Consider the following 16,096-nt stretch of genomic DNA (forward strand, 5'->3'; position numbering starts at 1 on the left):
TGCGCTGTGAGTTCGCGCGCGTCATCCTCGGCGCCGTGGATGAAGCTCGATTTCCGGCGACGCAGATATGGCAGACCCACCACATAGACCCCGGGAACGTCAGCAACGCCTCGATCGTGCTTCAGGTCGCCCTTGCGATCGAAGATCGGCAAATCCAGCCATGAAAAATCCGGCCGAAAACCGGTGGCCCATAGCACCGTGCGAACGTCTTCGCCGAGTTTGAGTTTCAGTTGCGGCGCCGCGTCGATTGCAGTGGGGGCAAAACGCTCGATGGGACCGACGCCGGACGGTGCATTCGCCTCTGCCCATTCGTCGATCGATGCGAGCAGCCGGTTCATCTTCAGGTCGGCAAGCGCGCAGACGTTGCGAAGCGTTCCTGAAAACTGGGCTGTTGCGTCGCGAATGCCCATCAGGCGTCCGACGATTTTAACGCCTTGCCCCTTCAGGACATTGAGGTCGAGCGTGGTCCGGTCTGATCCGCCGATAAGCTGCGGCGACGGTACTCTTCGAGCGCGGTCGGGGTCGTCTGCCTCTTCGATACGTTGGTCAAGCACGCCCGTTGCAAGCATCCACCATTGAATATCGCGACCTCGATAGACGCGCGGCAGCCGGACGTGTTCGCCCACCGCGAGCGTGACAGGCCGGCCGCTRAGCTGGATYTCCTGCGCCAATTGCAGACCTGTCGCCGATGCCCCRACCACCAGCACCCCGCCAGGGACAAGCTGCCCGGGATTGCGGTAGGAGTGAGCCGASAGCTGTTCGAKGGYSGCTGGCATGGCATCGGCCAATCGCGGTATGRCCGGCTTGTTGAAGCCGCCAGTGGCGAGCACCACGGCTCGGCACAGCCAGTCCCCATTTTGGGTTTCCACCCGAAASCCGTGGCTGCTCTGCGCAACTCTGTTGACTGCGGTGCGCGTTAGAACCGGTGCTGATGTGTATGTGGCGTAATCGGAAATGAAATCGGCGATCTGCCCGGCGCTCATGTAGCCGTCMGGRTCGTCGCCCTGGTATGGGTAGTCGGGGAGCCGCGCCATCCAGTTGGGCGTGAGCAAGCGCAGCGAATCCCAACGTTCCGTGCGCCAGCTATTCGCGACCTCGCCTCGCTCGAGAACCACATGTCTGAGCGAGTGCTGCCCCAGCAGATAGCTTATCGCCAGGCCTGAGTGACCGGCACCGATGACGACGACGTCAACGGTGCCGGCGATCCCGCGCGATGCGCTTTTGCTCATCAGGACTTGCTCGAGGTGACCGTTACATCGGTCGGGTTGGTGATCACGTCAAAGACGGCTGAGCGCTTCTGCGACTGCGCGACGAGAGCGGCGATGTCTTCCGCGCTGGCGTCCGCGTCAATATCGTAGTGCACTTTGATGCCGTCGAAGCCGTTGCGCACGTCCGGATCGATGCCGAGGATGCCCTGGATATTCATGCCCGCTTCGAGCGTGGCCTTGACCGAGTGGAGCTGGATGTTGCGATTTTGCGCAACAGCCGCGATGCCCGCGGTCAGGCAGCCTGCCAGGCCGACCAGCACAAACTCGACGGGTGTCGCCCCCTTGTCCTCGGACGCAAAGATTTCCGGATGATCGGACTCGAACTTGTAGGTCTGGCGATGCTTCTGTTCTGCGCCCAGGCCGAAGAATCCGTCCACGGTAGCTCGGTTGTGGGTTCCCTTGACCCACTCACTCGTCGCGCGCCACTTGAACCCTGCGGCCTCGGGGGCATCCTTCAGTGCCTCGCGGGCGCCAAGCAGGGCGGCTACGTTGACACCATTGGTAACGGTTTCCGTGTGTTTGGTCATATGTCGTACTCCTGTTGATAAATGAGGGTCCGACTTTTCAGCGGACGCATTGTCTTCCCACGGACGTATTGTACGCAGCATGGGAGTGGGCGTGGGATCGCCTGGCTTCGCTCAGAGAATCCGGCCCCAGCTGTTGGATGAGAGCCTTTTTTGGCGCGGTGTAACCGGCCAGCCAATGTCCTTTTGAATTTCCAATGGCAGGCTGTTCAGAACGCGTTCGGATTTTCGTGCTTCCGGGCGTTTTTGATGGCCGCCCCATAGCGCGCGACCGTTTCAAGCATTGACATCTTCTTCTCCTGTAGAGCTTTGGGCGCCTCGGGATATACCCAAGGAGCCACTCAACAGTCTGTTAAATGCTCCACATTTGTATCTGCAAGGTTGCACCAAAACCAACGTTCGGTAACAAAATCGCAGATGACCTACGCGAGGAATTTCGGCTACGGGTGGCTGGACACGAAAGCGGCGACGAAGAGGCGGATACGCGCGACCAATTCAGAGGGCCGGACCCAACCGAACAGGACTTCCATCATAAAAGCGCGACAGCCGGAAGCGGCTGAGGTCGTGTCCGGTCTCGTTTCCCGCGATCAGGTCGGCAACGACGCGACCTATGCCGGGCCCGATACCGAAGCCGTGGCCGCTCATTCCCGTCGCGACGAAAAGGCCGCCGACTGCCTCTACTCGATCCACGACAGGGACGACGTCGGGCATGGCGTCGATCATGCCGCCCCAGCCTGCCTTCAGGCGAACCGTCTCGAACTGCGGAAAGAGGTGCTTGAACTTGCGTTCTATCGAACGCAGACGGGCCCGTTCAGGGGCCGGGCTGAGCACACGCATTCTCTCGAAAGGGCTGCGCGAATCCGGCGCCCAATCGCGCGGCGTCGACCAGGCATCGGGGTAACCTGACGGCGCGAACGGAAAGTAGCGTGTTCCCAGCGGATTGTCCCTGAGGGCCGGAAGGTATTTGGTGGCGTGACGGAATGCGTCCGGCCCCACGTAGTGCAAATGGCTGCCGCCCGCGGCGAGCGTGTAGCCGCCATCCTGCCGGCGCCTGAAAGCGATGTGTTCGTCAGTCGCCGCACCTGCATAGATCTCGGGCAAGGGTTCCGTTGCGGCTACGGTTACCCTGACGCTGAGCTGGGGGATGGAGACGCCGTGTCTTCTTAGGAACAGGGACGACCAGGCGCCTCCGGCGACCAGTACGGTTGAGGCCTCGATATACCCCGCCTCGGTCCACAACCCTTTGACCCTGCCGGCCGAGATCTCGAGGGTTCGCGCTGCGCAATTCTCTACGATTTTGACACCCTTTCGGACGGCAAGCCGGGCAAGCGCCGGCACCGCCAGCCAGGGCTCAGCACGCATGTCGGACGGCGTCGTCATCGCGCCCTTGAATGTGCGCGACATGCCTTTGATGAGCTTCGCGGTTTCGCCACCGTCCAGGAGGCGCGTGTCGAGCGCATGGATCGCGGCGATCCTCATGAACGCTTCAAAGCCGGCCATGTCCTTGTCGGTGTTCGCCAGATAGGTCACGCCTGTCCGGGTCAACCCGATGTCTTCGCCGCACTCCTCAGCCAACTGCCGCCACAGGCGAATAGCCTCGATGACGATGGGTAACTCGTCGGCATCTCGTCCCTGCTTCCTGATCCAGCCCCAGTTGCGGGACGATTGCTCTGCCGCAATGCGTCCTTTTTCCAGCAGCGTCACCGGGATGTTCCGCGCCGCAAGGAAAAGCGCTGTCGTTACGCCGATAACACCGCCACCAATGACCACCACCTCCGAACTCTTCGGCGGTGGACCTGGATGCTGGATTGGATCCGTTTCGGAGAACGGGAATGTGGGCAAGTGGCGCACCTGTAGGCTGGTCGATGGCTCTGGCTTACTCGTTGCCACCCCCTAGAAGCCAAATCAAGGACAGGGCCAGGCAGACCGTTGTCCCACGGCCCACAGCTCCGAACTTTCACAGGCCTTCTATGCGGAGTTTATCGACATTGCCGTCTCGACCAGACGCGTCCAGTACGAGACCCCATAGGGAATTGTCGCGTCGTTGAAATCGTATGACGCGTCATGCAAGCTGGCAGTGTCGCCATTGCCGATGAGCGCGATGTTGCCGGGCCGCTCTTCAAGCATGAACGCGAAATCCTCGGACCCCATGAGCTGAGGATGCTCGGCATCAACGGCTTCCATGATGTCGTGCGCGACAGACCACTGGATAGAGGCTCCTGAACTTGACCGTCGCGGCCGCCCCGTAGGACGCGGCAATGCCTTCCGAGATTTCGGTGATGCGCTGCTGCATCATGTCCCTGACCTCGGGATCGAACCAGCGCGCGGTGCCGCGCATCAGCGTTGATTGCGGGATCACCGCTCCTGAACCGCCGCCATTCAATAAGCCGATGTTTATGACCCCGCTCTTCAGCGGATGGACGTTGCGCGCGATGATGGTTTGCAGAGCTATCAAAATGTTGGCAGCGGGGAGTAGCGTGTCGGCGCCCGCCTGCGGACTGGCCGCGTGAGCGCTCTTGCCTTCGATGGTGATGCGAAAGCTGGCCACGGCAGCGCCGAACGGCCCGGTGCGGGTGGCGAAATGGCCGATCGGCAGCCCGGGCTCGTTGTGAAGGGCGAACACTTTCTCGATGCCCCAGCGGCTCATCAACCCGTCATCGCACATGGCTTTCGCGCCGGCGCCGCCCTCTTCCGCAGGCTGAAAGATCAACACCGCCGTGCCATCGAAATTGCGCGTATCCGCGAGCGCCCTCGCGGCGCCCAGCAGCATCGCCGTGTGTCCGTCATGGCCGCACGCATGCATCCTGCCAGGGATCTGCGATGCGTAGGAAAGGCCGGTCGTTTCCTCGATCGGCAGCGCGTCCATGTCGGCGCGCAAACCGATCACTTTGCCGGAGGGCCGGCTTTTTCCCGCAATGACCCCGACGACACCGCTGATGCCGACACCCTCGGTGACGCTGTCGCAGCCAAACGCCCTCAGCTTGTCGGCTACGAACGACGAGGTGCGCGGTAGCTCATATCGGAGTTCGGGATGTGCGTGCAGATCACGGCGCCACGCAATGATCTCGTCGTACATGATCCGCAATCCTTTCGACGGCCTATCGCGTCCTTCGATAATCGCACAGAAGAAGCGGTCCATGAAGGCGTCAGCGGCCGTTGAGACTGTTGGATCTTTAACCCTAACCCGGCGCGCCCGCCACCGAGCCCCTGACCACCAGGTCGACCGGCCAGACCTCGCCTCGCGCGCCTTCCTCCAGGCCGGAAATGCGGGCCGCCAACCGCTCGGCGACGCGGGCGCCGGCAAGGCGGATCGACGAGCGTGTCGTCGACAGCGGAACGGAAAAATTTTCCGGCTTCAGCCATGGAAAAACGTCGTCATGGGCAATCAACGACAGGTCGCCGGGAATGGTCAGGCCAAGGTCGCGCACCGCGCGCACGACGCCGAGCGACATGATCAGGCTGGAGCAGGCGATCGCGGTTGGCGGTTCGCTCTGCTCGAGCAGGCGCCGCGCGGCGCGATAGCCGTTCTCCTCGGTCATCGTCACCGAGCAGACATGGCGCTCGCCGAGTGTCAGGCCGCTGGCGGCCAGCGCGCGGCGCATGCCGCGCTCGCGGTGGATGGCGAAGGTCTCGCGGTCGTCGCCATTGATCAGCGCCAGCCGGCGGTGACCTAGCTGGACCAGCAGCCGGGCCGCCTCGTGGAAGGCGCCCTCATTGTCGATGTCAGTGAACGGATAGTCGAAATCGAAGCCGTCGCTGCGGCCATGGACGATGAAGGGGATGCCCAGCGTGTTGACCAGCGCCACCCGCCGGTCGGCCGGCCGCGGCGAGGAGATGTAGACGGCGTCGACCTGGCGATTGGCGACGATGCGGCGATAGGTGGTCTCCTGGTCGTCGGCGTCCGCCGGCGACAGAACGAGGTCGAGTTCGTGCGAGCGGGCATAGTCGCCCAGGCCGGAGAGGAACTCGACAAAATGCGGATCGATATCGACCGAGGCGCCGGTCGGCAGGACATAGCCGATCATGCCGGTCTTGCCGGTCGCCAGCCGGCGCGCGCTCGGGTTGGGCCGGTAGCCGTGGCGCTTGGCGGCATCCACCACGCGCCGGCGGGTTTCCTCGTTGACCTCCGGATAGCCGTTCAGCGCACGGCTGACCGTTGTCTGCGACAGAGCCAGCATATGGGAGAGCTGTTTCAGGTTCACTGGGAGGCCTCCAAGCCTCAAAGCGCTTTTAATTTTGGATCCGCACGGGCGCCATGACGGGCGCTGCCGAACCATGGGACCATACGCACTGGTCCGGCCAGTTTGAAGCATAATACGCTGCTGCATCGCCAAAAAACTATGCTGCAGTGCACTTTATCAAGTGTTGCAGCCCGAAATTAAATCGGTTAGCCCGCTACCCTCTTGACTTCCGTCGGATTCAATGGCGAGATCAAAAGGACCAAAGCGCTTTGGAAGACTCTTTCGAAAGGTTGCGGTTCCTTTCCGAGTGAGTCACAGTCCTGCGGCGTCGGCGGACGGAATGGAGGTTCCGTCCGGGTGTATGTGACCACTGGGAGGAATACCGATGAAGAAGATGCTTCTGCTTGGCGCCGCGTTTGCAACGCTCGCCCTGAGCCTGCCGGCGCAAGCCGAACTGAAATTCAAGCCGGGTGAAGACAAGCGCTTCAACTGGGCCAACTACGAAGAGCTGAAAAAGGTCGATCTCAAGGGCGAGACGCTGACCATCTTCGGACCCTGGCGCGGCGAGGACGAAGGTCTCATCCGCACGGTTCTCGAATATTTCCAGGAAGCCACCGGCGCCGAGATCAAATACTCCTCGTCGGAGAATTACGAACAACAGATCGTCATCGACACTCAGGCCGGCAGCCCGCCCAACATCGCCGTGCTGCCGCAGCCGGGCCTGATCCAGGATCTGGCCTCCAAGGGCCTGCTGACGCCGCTCGGCGACGACACCGCCAAATGGGTCAAGGACAATTACGGCGCCGGCCAGTCATGGGTCGACCTCGGCACCTTCAAGGACAAGGACGGCAAGCCGGGCTTCTTCGCCTTCCCCTACAAGGCCGACGTGAAATCGCTGGTCTGGTACTCGCCGGACAATTTCGAGGAAGCCGGCTACAAGGTTCCCAAGACCCAGGAAGAGCTTGCCGACCTCGAGAAGAAGATCATCGCCGACGGCGGCACGCCGTGGTGCATCGGCCTCGGCTCGGGCGGCGCCACCGGCTGGCCGGCGACCGACTGGGTCGAAGACATCATGCTGCGCACCCAGGCGCCTGACGTCTACGACAAGTGGGTGAAGAACGAGATTCCGTTCAACGACCCGGCGGTGGTCAACGCCATCGACATCTTCGGCAAGATCGCCACCGACGACAAGATGGTCGATGGCGGCGCCAAGGCGGTTGCCGCGACCGACTTCCGCGACAGCCCCAAGGGCCTCTTCTCGGTTCCGCCGAAATGCTACCTGCACCATCAGGCCTCGTTCATCCCGACCTTCTTCCCGGAAGGCACCAAGGTGGGGCAGGACGCCGACTTCTTCTACTTCCCGCCCTATGCCTCGAAGCCCGAGCTCGGCACGCCTGTGCTCGGCGCCGGTACGCTCGCCATGATCACGAAAGATAGCAAGGGTGCACGCGCCTTCATCGAATTCCTGAAGATGCCGCTGGCGCATGAAATCTGGATGGCCCAGGGCGGCTTCGTGACGCCGCTCAAGTCGGTCAACAAGGATGCCTATGCCAGCGACGCGTTGAAGAAGCAGGGCGAAATCCTCGCCAATGCCTCGACCTTCCGCTTCGACGGTTCGGACCTGATGCCGGGCAAGATCGGCGCAGGCGCCTTCTGGACCGGCATGATCGACCTCGTCGGCGGCAAGTCGGCCCAGGATGTCGCCACCGACATCCAGAAGAGCTGGGACGCGATCAAGTAATCAGCGGCCAAGCAAACAGCGGCGAGTCAGCAGCCGCTCAGGCTGCAGTTTTTAGGACGTCCTCCACAGACTGGATCCGGGCCTTGTTGGCCCGGATCCGACCGGCGCCGTACGCCGGACCGATTTGCGTTCGTTCGTTCCGAATAACTTAAATCGGCGCATTGCCACATCGCCAGGGCTGTTCAAGGCCCGGCCGATCATGCGCAGGGAGAGGGACCCATGGCTGCTCAGATATTATCGGCCATTTTTGTCATCATCATCGGCGTCGGCGGCTGCGTCGCCTATTTCTGGGGCGCCAACAAGCTGGTCGACCTGATTTTCCCGTCGCGCGGCGTCGCCGGGGCAGCGGCCATCGACAATCTGCGCCGGCAAGGGCTGGTCCGTCCGTGGCTGTTCGTCGGCCCGGCGATGATCATCCTCACCGTCTATCTGATCTATCCTGTGGTGGCGACGCTCTGGCTGTCCTTCCTCGACCGCGGCGGTCAGCATTTTGTCGGCTTCGCCAATTATGAATGGGCGTTCGGCGACCGCGAGTTCCGCAACTCGATCCTCAACAACATCATCTGGCTGGCGGTGGTGCCGGCGGCGTGTACCTTCCTCGGGCTGATCATCGCCGTGCTCACCGACAAGATCTGGTGGGGCACGATCGCCAAGAGCCTGATCTTCCTGCCGCTGGCGATCTCCTTCGTCGGCGCCAGCGTGATCTGGAAATTCATCTACGAGTATCGCGGCGAGGGCCAGACGCAGATCGGCCTGCTCAACGCCATCATCCAGTATTTCGGCGGCCAGCCGCAGGTCTGGATATCGCTGCCGTTCTGGAACAATTTCTTCCTGATGATCATCCTGATCTGGATCCAGACCGGCTTTGCCATGGTCATCCTGTCTTCGGCGCTGCGCGGCATCCCCGAGGAGACGCTCGAAGCCGCGGTCATCGACGGCGCCAATCCGTTCCAGATCTTCTGGAAGATCATGGTGCCGCAGATCTGGGGCACCATTGCCGTGGTCTGGACGACGATCACCATCCTGGTGCTGAAGGTGTTCGACATCGTGCTGACCATGACCAACGGCCAATGGAACAGCCAGGTGCTGGCCAATCTGATGTTCGACTGGATGTTCCGCGGTGGCGGTGATTTCGGCCGCGGCGCCACCATCGCCATCATCATCATGATCGCGGTCATCCCGATCATGGTCTGGAACATCCGTCAGGCGAACAAAGAGACGGGAGGACATTGAGATGGCCGTCGCGACCGGAAAATCCTTTGCCAGCCGTTTCGGCGTCCACATCGCCGTGCTCATCTTCGTCGCCATCTGGACCGTGCCGACGCTCGGCATCCTGGTCTCCTCGCTGCGCGACAAGGATCAGATCATCGCCTCGGGCTGGTGGAATTCGTTCTCCAGTTCCACCCAGACCGAAGCCGGCCGGTTGCCGCCTGCCTCGGCGCAGGTCGAGAAGGACGGCAAGTTCGTGCTTGCCGGCAACATCTTTGGCGACGCCGCCGCCCGCAACATCAGCGCTTTCGGCGTCAAGTCGGCGGCGCCGACGCAATATCCGGCCGGCACGACTGCCGATCTCGGCGATGGCGTAACCTTGCAGGTCAATGCCGACGGCACCTTCGTCATGTCGTCGCCGAAAGCCTTTGAAGGCGACCGCGGCCAGCGCGTCTATTATGCCTCGTCGGCGCCGCCGAAATTCACCACCGACAATTACAACACGGTGCTGTTTTCGGAAGGTATCGGCCGCTCCTTCATGAACTCGCTGACCGTCACCATCCCGGCGACCGTCATCCCGATCCTGATCGCGGCCTTCGCCGCCTATGCGCTGGCCTGGATGCGCTTTCCCGGCCGTGCGCTGCTGATCGCCGTCATCATCGGCTTGCTGGTTGTGCCGCTGCAGATGTCGCTGATCCCGTTGCTCAAACTCTACAACGGTGTCGGCACTTTCTTCGGCGTGCCGTCGAAAACCTATCTCGGCATCTGGCTGGCGCATACCGGCTTCGGCCTGCCCTTCGCCATCTATCTCTTGCGCAGCTATATTGCCGGTCTGCCGCGCGAGATCATGGAATCGGCGCGCATCGACGGCGCCAGCGATTTCGAGATCTTCGTCAAGATCGTGCTGCCGCTGTCGTTCCCGGTGCTGGCCTCCTTCGCCATCTTCCAGTTCCTGTGGGTGTGGAACGATTTGTTGGTGGCGATGGTTTTCCTCGGCACCGAGGGCGATCAGATCGTGCTGACCGCCAAGCTCAATGCCTTGCTCGGTTCGCGCGGCGGCGACTGGGAGATCCTGACGACATCGGCCTTCGTCACCATCATCGTGCCGCTGATCGTGTTCTTCTCCCTGCAGCGCTATTTCGTCCGCGGGCTGCTGGCCGGCTCGGTCAAAGGAGGTTGAGACTGATGCAATCCGCTTTGAAGGCGACCTCGAAGCCAGATCTCGCCGTCGATCGCGACTGGTGGCGGGGCGCGGTGATCTACCAGATCTATCCACGCTCCTACCAGGACTCCGATGGCGACGGCATAGGCGATCTCAAGGGCATCATCCGCAGGCTGCCCTACATCGCCTCGCTGGGTGTCGATGCCATCTGGATTTCGCCCTTCTTCAAGTCGCCGATGAAGGATTTCGGCTACGACGTCTCGGACTATTGCGACGTCGATCCGATGTTCGGCACGCTCGCCGATTTCGACGCGCTGGTGGCGGAAGCCCATCACCTCGGTCTCAAGGTGATGATCGACGAAGTGTTGTCGCACACCGCCGACATACATCCATGGTTCAAGGAAAGCCGCGCCAATCGGGCCAACCCGAAGGCCGACTGGTATGTCTGGGCCGACGCCCGGCCGGACGGCACGCCGCCCAACAACTGGCTGTCGATCTTCGGCGGCTCGGCCTGGCAGTGGGACACCAGCCGCCAGCAATATTACCTGCATAATTTCCTGTCCGAGCAGCCGGACCTCAACTTCCACAATCTGGAAGTCCAGGACGCGCTGCTCGATGTCACCCGCTTCTGGCTGGAGCGCGGCGTCGACGGCTTTCGCCTCGACACCATCAATTTCTACTTCCACAGCCAGGGGCTGGAGAACAACCCGCCGCTGCCGCCGGAAGAGCGCAACGACCAGACCGCACCCGCCGTCAATCCGTACAACTACCAGAACCATCTCTACGACAAGAGCCGGCCGGAGAACCTGGCCTTCCTCGAACGGTTCCGGGCGCTGCTCGACGAATATCCGGCGACCGCCGCCGTCGGCGAAGTCGGCGATTCGCAGCGTGGGCTGGAAGTGGTGGCCGCCTACACGGCCGGCGGCAAGCGCGTCCATATGTGCTATTCCTTCGACTTCCTGGCGCCGGAAAAGATCAGCGCCGCCAAGGTGCGTCAGGTGCTGGAGGCCTTCGGCAAGGTCGCCAGCGACGGCTGGTCATGCTGGGCTTTCTCCAACCATGACGTGATGCGTCCGGCTTCGCGCTGGGCTGCCGATGAAGCCGATCCGGCGGCCTATCTCAAGGTCATCTCGGCGCTGCTGATGTCGCTGCGTGGCTCGGTCTGCCTCTATCAGGGCGAGGAGCTTGGGCTGGGCGAAGCCGAGCTTAAGTTCGAGGATCTGCAGGACCCCTATGGCATCCGCTTCTGGCCCGAATTCAAGGGCCGCGACGGCTGCCGCACGCCGATGGTGTGGGATGCAACCGCCAGCAATGCCGGCTTCTCGACGGCCAAGCCCTGGCTGCCGGTACCGGGCAAGCATTTGTCGCAGGCGGTCAACGTGCAGCAGGGCGACGCCGCCTCGCTGCTTGAGCACTACCGGCGCTTTCTCGGCTTCCGCCGCCAGCATCCGGCGCTGGCCAAAGGCGACATCGAGTTCATCGAAAGCGAGGGCGACACCGTCGCCTTCACCCGCCGCGAGGGCAATGAGCAGATCGTCTGCGTCTTCAATCTAGGCAGCAGGCCGGCCGAGGTCGATCTCGGCCAGGCGCTGCAGCCCTTGGCCGGGCACGGTTTTTCGGGACAATCCGGCACCGGCTCCATCCGCCTCGGCGGCTACGGCGCCTGGTTCGGGCGCATCGACTGAGTTTTGACGAAACTGAATTTCTTGAGGAAATCTAGGTTCTCTAGGGAAATCACTGGGAGGAAATCATGGCCGATGTCACGCTGAGACAGGTGAAGAAATCATACGGCAATCTGCACATTCTCCACGGCATCGACCTCGACATTAAGTCGGGCGAGTTCATCGTCTTTGTCGGCCCGTCGGGCTGCGGCAAGTCGACCTTGCTGCGCTCGATCGCCGGACTTGAGGAGATCACCTCTGGCGAGTTGAAGATCGCCGGCGAGGTCGTGAACGATGTGCCGCCTTCGAAGCGCGGCATCGCCATGGTGTTCCAGTCCTATGCGCTTTATCCGCACATGACGGTCTACGACAACATGGCGTTCTCGATGAAGATCGGCAAGGAAAGCAAGGCCGAGATCGACAAAAGGGTGCGGCAGGCAGCGGAGATCCTGCAGCTGACCAAATATCTCGACCGTTTGCCCAAGGCGATGTCGGGCGGCCAGCGCCAGCGCGTCGCCATCGGCCGCGCCATCGTGCGCAACCCGAAAGTGTTTCTGTTCGACGAGCCGCTGTCGAACCTGGACGCGGCACTGCGCGTCGCCACCCGCATCGAGATCGCCAAGCTCAAGGAATCGATGCCCAACACAACGATGATCTACGTCACCCACGACCAGGTCGAGGCGATGACGCTGGCCGACCGCATCGTGGTGCTGAAGGACGGCCATATCGAGCAGGTCGGCACGCCGATGGACCTCTACAAGAAGCCCGGCAATCTGTTCGTCGCCCAGTTCATCGGCTCGCCGGCCATGAATATCCTGCCGGCGACCATCGACAAGACCGGCGACCCGACCATCGTCAGCCATGTCGGCGGCCGCAAGGCCACGGTGCCGATCGCGACGCCGGCGTCCGCCAAGGGCGCGGCGGTCAGCTTCGGCGTGCGGCCGGAGGATCTGTCGGTCGCCACCGGCACGGAATATCTTTTCGAGGGCGTGGTGGACTATGTCGAGCAGCTCGGCGAGGTCCAACTGGTCTATGTCGACATCGGCCGCGCCGACCTGCCGCTGGTGACCAAGCTGCCCGGCAATGTCGAGGTCAAGCGCGGGGCGAAGCTGCGGCTGACCGCGGATGCCGGCGACCTGCACATATTTGACGCCGAGGGACATTCCTTCTCGCTCAAGCCCGTGGAAGTGAAGGCGGCCTGAGACCGGCGCGTCGTATCGGCATAAAAAAAGCGGCGGGCCAGGCCCGCCGCTCTTTTTTGCAAACTTCGGCTGTTAGAGCAATTCCAGGAAAAGTGTAGGCGGTTTCCGTCCGGGAATTGCGTAAAAACAAAGAGATAGAGCGGTTCGCCGTTTCCGTGAAACGGTGAAACGTTCTAGCGGTTGCCGAAGAGGTTCCGGTCGCTGCCTTGCGAGGCGGGCTTCTGCACGTCACCCGACGAGTTCAACAGCTTGTAGACCGGCGAACCGGTGTTCGGTACCGACGACGTCCGGGTGTTGTCGACGTTGACGGTCGCCTGGTTGTCGACGGCGCTAGAGCCGACATTGTCGTTGCGGGCATAAGCACTGCCGGCGGCAACCAAAAGCGCAGCGGCAGCAAGAGCGATCTTCTTCATGTCAAGTCTCCTGAATTTTCATCATGTGGCAGAGCGGTTGGTGATCACGCCGCTCTGCAGCTTGTTCGATGTTCGACTGGGATCGTTGTCCGAAAAACTCTGAGGTCAGATCCCGATCGTCTGTTAGCGACCGAAGAGGTTACGGTCGGCGCCCTGTGCGGGGGCCTGAGCAGCCGAATCCGACTTCGCAACCGAAGCCGTGTGGCCACTATCGGTCGACGTAACCGCAGGCTGGTTGGCGCCGTTCGAACCATAGTTGTCACTGGCGGCGAAAGCGCTGCCGGAAACGGCCAGAACGGCGGCGGCAGCAACGATGATCTTTTTCATTTTAAATACTCCTGAATTTCTTCGAGATCCCAAGACCGGCGGATAGGCCGCTACGCTTTTGTTTGGATCGGGATCAGCTGTTAACGGCCGAAGAGGTTGCGGTCGCTGCCCTGAACGACGGGCTGCTTGTCAGCGGGCGCCGACTTCTGAATGGAAGCCGTATACGAGCTGTCAACCGCGGCAGCGGGCTGGTTCGCACCATTGGAACCATAATTGTCGCTACCAGCGAAGGCGCTGCCGGTGATGGCCAAAACGGCCGCGGCAGTAAGGATGATCTTTTTCATTTTTAGTACTCCAGTTTTGCTGTCCGTCTAGCGGCGTGTGGTGGGAGCAATTCGCGTCGTTCGGACAGCCCCGATGTGGGAAAGCCATAGGCTGGTTTCCAATCACGAAGTTGTTCCGGCTGGGCCATGATTTCACCTCTTGTAATTTTCATAAGCATGCCTACCATCTTACTTTATGTAAATAATACAAAGGCTTATGTGGCCATGCCATCCGGCTCACCGAGTGTGTCCGGGCGTCAGCGTTCACACTGTCCTGCACGCATTGTCAACAGAAACGAACCGTTCGGTTCGATTTTAGAAACTGCTAATAGTCACTTTTCGATACCGTTGACGTGTTTTTCCTTAGTCGGCAGTCTGATTCGAAGTGAGTTGCGAGGGCCGCGATCCGCCCCGAAAACAACACCGTCAGCCCCACGATCGTCTGCCGCCGCGTTTGTCGTGCGTGTCGCGCCGCATGGAGACGATGTCGCTTTCATGCCGATGTCGCGATCGCTGCCGTGATTAGATGATCGCATCTCAGGTGCCGCTTCGTGACGACGGAGCGGAGAATTGGGAAGCCGGTCAGAATCCGGCGCTGCCCCCGCAACGGTGGTGGAGTTCAAGTCGCAACGGGAGACCACTGGGCGAGAAGCCTGGGAAGGTGTCGCGATGGTCCGCAAGGACAACTCCAGAGCCCGGAAACCAGCCCGAGATGCTTGAACTCGACTGATCGCGGTGGGCGGTCAAGAGGTGGATAGCGCATGCCCGGCGTGTTGCCGGCCTGCGGCCGATCCTTCCTCCATCACCACCAAGTTCAGTCCTTAAACCACGAGGACAGAACTATGGATGCGCGCAACGATATGCTGAGGCTCTTGAACGGCCGCAAGCAAGGCTTTTCGCTCGAGCAACCCTTCTACACCGACCCGGACTATTTCAAGCTCGACATGGAGCTGATCTGGTATCGCGACTGGCTGTTCGTCGGCCATGATTGCGAACTGCCGAAGCCCGGCAGTTATATCACTGTGCAGATCGGCGACTATCCGGTGGTGCTCGTCCGCGACCAGAAGGGCAACATCAACGCCTTTCACAATTCCTGCCGCCATCGCGGCAGTCGCGTCTGCAACACCGACAAAGGCACGGCGGCAAAGCTCGTCTGCCCCTATCACCAGTGGACCTACGAGCTCGATGGCCGCCTGCTCTTCGCCCGCCAGATGGCCGAGGGTTTCGACAAGAGCCAGTTCGGCCTGAAGCCGGTCGCCTGCGAAAGCGTGGCCGGGTACGTCTTCATCTGCCTGGCGAAAGAACCCGCAGACTTCGCGCCGATGCGGGCCATGATCGAGCCCTACCTCAAGCCGCACCGGCTGAGCGAAGCCAAGATCGCTTTCGAATCGACCATCGTCGAGAAGGGCAACTGGAAGCTGGTCTGGGAAAACAACCGCGAGTGCTACCACTGCGCCGGCAACCATCCGGAACTCTGCAAGACCTTCCCGGAAGCGCCGACGGTAACCGGCGTGCAGGGCGCCGACAGCGATCCGGAGATGCTGGCGCATTGGGCGAAATGCGAAGCGGCGGGCCTGCCGAGCAAATTCCGCATCGATCCGGCCGGACAATACCGCGCCACCCGCGCGCCGCTGCTGCGCGATGCCGTCAGCTACACGATGACGGGAAAGCGCGCGGTGACGAAGAACCTCTCAGACACTGTTGCCGCCGACCGCATCGGCACCTTGATGCACTACCACTATCCGACGACCTGGAATCACATCCTGATCGACCATGCAGTGACCTTCCGGGTGCTGCCGATCAGCGCCACCGAAACCGCAGTGACGACCAAGTGGCTGGTGCACAAGGATGCGGTCGAGGGCGTCGACTACAATCTTGAAGAGCTCACCCATGTCTGGACCGAAACCAACGACCAGGACCGCCGCATCGTTGAGGAAAACGCCTTCGGCATCCTGTCGCCGGCCTATGAGCCTGGCCCCTATTCGGAGCTGCATGAGGGCGGCGTGATCCAGTTCGTCGAATGGTATGCAGCCTTCATCGGTCCGCGCCTCGCCGAAGGCGGCCGGCCGGCGCTGCGCAGCGTCGCGTGAGCTCATGTCGCCCAAAAGTGTATCGCGGTTTTGGGATCACGACATGAGCAGAGCA

General features: G+C 61.7%; 13 protein-coding genes, 1 pseudogene and 1 riboswitch. Of the genes and pseudogenes, 6 read left to right on the forward strand and 8 right to left on the reverse strand.

The window, feature by feature from the left end; all coding sequences use genetic code 11:
- The 5 genes and pseudogenes from AC1DXM_RS12965 to AC1DXM_RS12985 all read right to left on the reverse strand — a co-directional run.
- Window positions 1–1,229 (reverse strand): NAD(P)-binding domain-containing protein (locus AC1DXM_RS12965; RefSeq protein ID WP_477233410.1); only part of this gene is annotated, 1,229 nt, incomplete at its 3' end.
- Complete coding sequence (locus tag AC1DXM_RS12970) at window positions 1,229–1,795, reverse strand: OsmC family protein (protein WP_142867679.1); 567 nt, start codon at window positions 1,793–1,795, stop codon at window positions 1,229–1,231. The genes AC1DXM_RS12965 and AC1DXM_RS12970, both read right to left, overlap by 1 nt.
- Window positions 1,796–2,287: 492 nt before the next feature.
- Entirely contained in the window at window positions 2,288–3,634 is a 1,347-nt protein-coding gene (locus AC1DXM_RS12975) for an NAD(P)/FAD-dependent oxidoreductase (protein WP_477233411.1), read from the reverse strand.
- A 126-nt stretch (window positions 3,635–3,760) separates the two neighbouring features.
- Window positions 3,761–4,868 (reverse strand): annotated as a pseudogene (locus AC1DXM_RS12980) (amidohydrolase).
- Window positions 4,869–4,971: 103 nt separating this feature from the next.
- Window positions 4,972–5,994: a substrate-binding domain-containing protein gene (locus AC1DXM_RS12985; RefSeq protein ID WP_455856921.1), complete on the reverse strand. Its 1,023-nt coding sequence runs from the start codon at window positions 5,992–5,994 to the stop codon at window positions 4,972–4,974.
- A gap of 364 nt (window positions 5,995–6,358) precedes the next feature.
- On the opposite strand from AC1DXM_RS12985, the gene AC1DXM_RS12990 reads away from it, so the two are divergent.
- The 5 genes from AC1DXM_RS12990 to AC1DXM_RS13010 all read left to right on the forward strand — a co-directional run bounded on the left by AC1DXM_RS12990 (window position 6,359) and on the right by AC1DXM_RS13010 (window position 12,948).
- The gene (locus tag AC1DXM_RS12990; protein WP_192249306.1) at window positions 6,359–7,714 is read left to right on the forward strand and encodes an ABC transporter substrate-binding protein; all 1,356 of its coding nucleotides are present in this window, start codon (window positions 6,359–6,361) and stop codon (window positions 7,712–7,714) included.
- Between the two features lie 219 nt (window positions 7,715–7,933).
- Window positions 7,934–8,947 carry a carbohydrate ABC transporter permease gene (locus AC1DXM_RS12995; protein WP_023668891.1) on the forward strand — a complete coding sequence of 338 codons (1,014 nt, stop codon included), beginning with the start codon at window positions 7,934–7,936 and terminating at the stop codon, window positions 8,945–8,947.
- Window position 8,948: 1 nt separating this feature from the next.
- A complete protein-coding gene (locus AC1DXM_RS13000) occupies window positions 8,949–10,103 on the forward strand; it encodes a carbohydrate ABC transporter permease (protein WP_477233412.1) in 1,155 nt (384 codons plus the stop codon).
- Window positions 10,104–10,108: 5 nt separating this feature from the next.
- Complete coding sequence (gene bglA / locus AC1DXM_RS13005) at window positions 10,109–11,770, forward strand: beta-galactosidase BglA (RefSeq protein WP_477233413.1); 1,662 nt, start codon at window positions 10,109–10,111, stop codon at window positions 11,768–11,770.
- Between the two features lie 65 nt (window positions 11,771–11,835).
- On the forward strand, window positions 11,836–12,948 hold the full coding sequence (locus AC1DXM_RS13010) for an ABC transporter ATP-binding protein (protein WP_477233414.1): 1,113 nt from the start codon (window positions 11,836–11,838) through the stop codon (window positions 12,946–12,948).
- A 173-nt stretch (window positions 12,949–13,121) separates the two neighbouring features.
- On the opposite strand, the gene AC1DXM_RS13015 is transcribed toward AC1DXM_RS13010, so the two are convergent.
- The 3 genes from AC1DXM_RS13015 to AC1DXM_RS13025 all read right to left on the reverse strand — a co-directional run bounded on the left by AC1DXM_RS13015 (window position 13,122) and on the right by AC1DXM_RS13025 (window position 13,972).
- Window positions 13,122–13,361 (reverse strand): DUF680 domain-containing protein, encoded by a 240-nt coding sequence (locus AC1DXM_RS13015; RefSeq protein WP_477233415.1) that lies wholly within the window; start codon window positions 13,359–13,361, stop codon window positions 13,122–13,124.
- Window positions 13,362–13,484: 123 nt separating this feature from the next.
- Window positions 13,485–13,688: a DUF680 domain-containing protein gene (locus AC1DXM_RS13020; protein ID WP_192249324.1), complete on the reverse strand. Its 204-nt coding sequence runs from the start codon at window positions 13,686–13,688 to the stop codon at window positions 13,485–13,487.
- Between the two features lie 80 nt (window positions 13,689–13,768).
- On the reverse strand, window positions 13,769–13,972 hold the full coding sequence (locus tag AC1DXM_RS13025; RefSeq protein ID WP_112565560.1) for a DUF680 domain-containing protein: 204 nt from the start codon (window positions 13,970–13,972) through the stop codon (window positions 13,769–13,771).
- Window positions 13,973–14,473: 501 nt separating this feature from the next.
- Window positions 14,474–14,676: riboswitch (cobalamin riboswitch) on the forward strand.
- A 117-nt stretch (window positions 14,677–14,793) separates the two neighbouring features.
- Here AC1DXM_RS13025 and AC1DXM_RS13030 point away from each other — a divergent pair.
- Window positions 14,794–16,041: an aromatic ring-hydroxylating oxygenase subunit alpha gene (locus AC1DXM_RS13030; protein WP_477233416.1), complete on the forward strand. Its 1,248-nt coding sequence runs from the start codon at window positions 14,794–14,796 to the stop codon at window positions 16,039–16,041.
- Window positions 16,042–16,096: the final 55 nt, after the last annotated feature.

Source organism: Mesorhizobium sp. P3_A2, assembly GCF_056403115.1.

Coding starts and splice junctions, on each gene's coding strand:
- AC1DXM_RS12970 (WP_142867679.1), bottom strand. CDS start 1,795: ATGACCAAACACACGGAAACCGTTACCAATGGTGTCAACGTAGCCGCC.
- AC1DXM_RS12990 (WP_192249306.1), top strand. CDS start 6,359: ATGAAGAAGATGCTTCTGCTTGGCGCCGCGTTTGCAACGCTCGCCCTG.
- AC1DXM_RS12995 (WP_023668891.1), top strand. CDS start 7,934: ATGGCTGCTCAGATATTATCGGCCATTTTTGTCATCATCATCGGCGTC.
- AC1DXM_RS13000 (WP_477233412.1), top strand. CDS start 8,949: ATGGCCGTCGCGACCGGAAAATCCTTTGCCAGCCGTTTCGGCGTCCAC.
- bglA (WP_477233413.1), top strand. CDS start 10,109: ATGCAATCCGCTTTGAAGGCGACCTCGAAGCCAGATCTCGCCGTCGAT.
- AC1DXM_RS13010 (WP_477233414.1), top strand. CDS start 11,836: ATGGCCGATGTCACGCTGAGACAGGTGAAGAAATCATACGGCAATCTG.
- AC1DXM_RS13015 (WP_477233415.1), bottom strand. CDS start 13,361: ATGAAGAAGATCGCTCTTGCTGCCGCTGCGCTTTTGGTTGCCGCCGGC.
- AC1DXM_RS13020 (WP_192249324.1), bottom strand. CDS start 13,688: ATGAAAAAGATCATCGTTGCTGCCGCCGCCGTTCTGGCCGTTTCCGGC.
- AC1DXM_RS13025 (WP_112565560.1), bottom strand. CDS start 13,972: ATGAAAAAGATCATCCTTACTGCCGCGGCCGTTTTGGCCATCACCGGC.
- AC1DXM_RS13030 (WP_477233416.1), top strand. CDS start 14,794: ATGGATGCGCGCAACGATATGCTGAGGCTCTTGAACGGCCGCAAGCAA.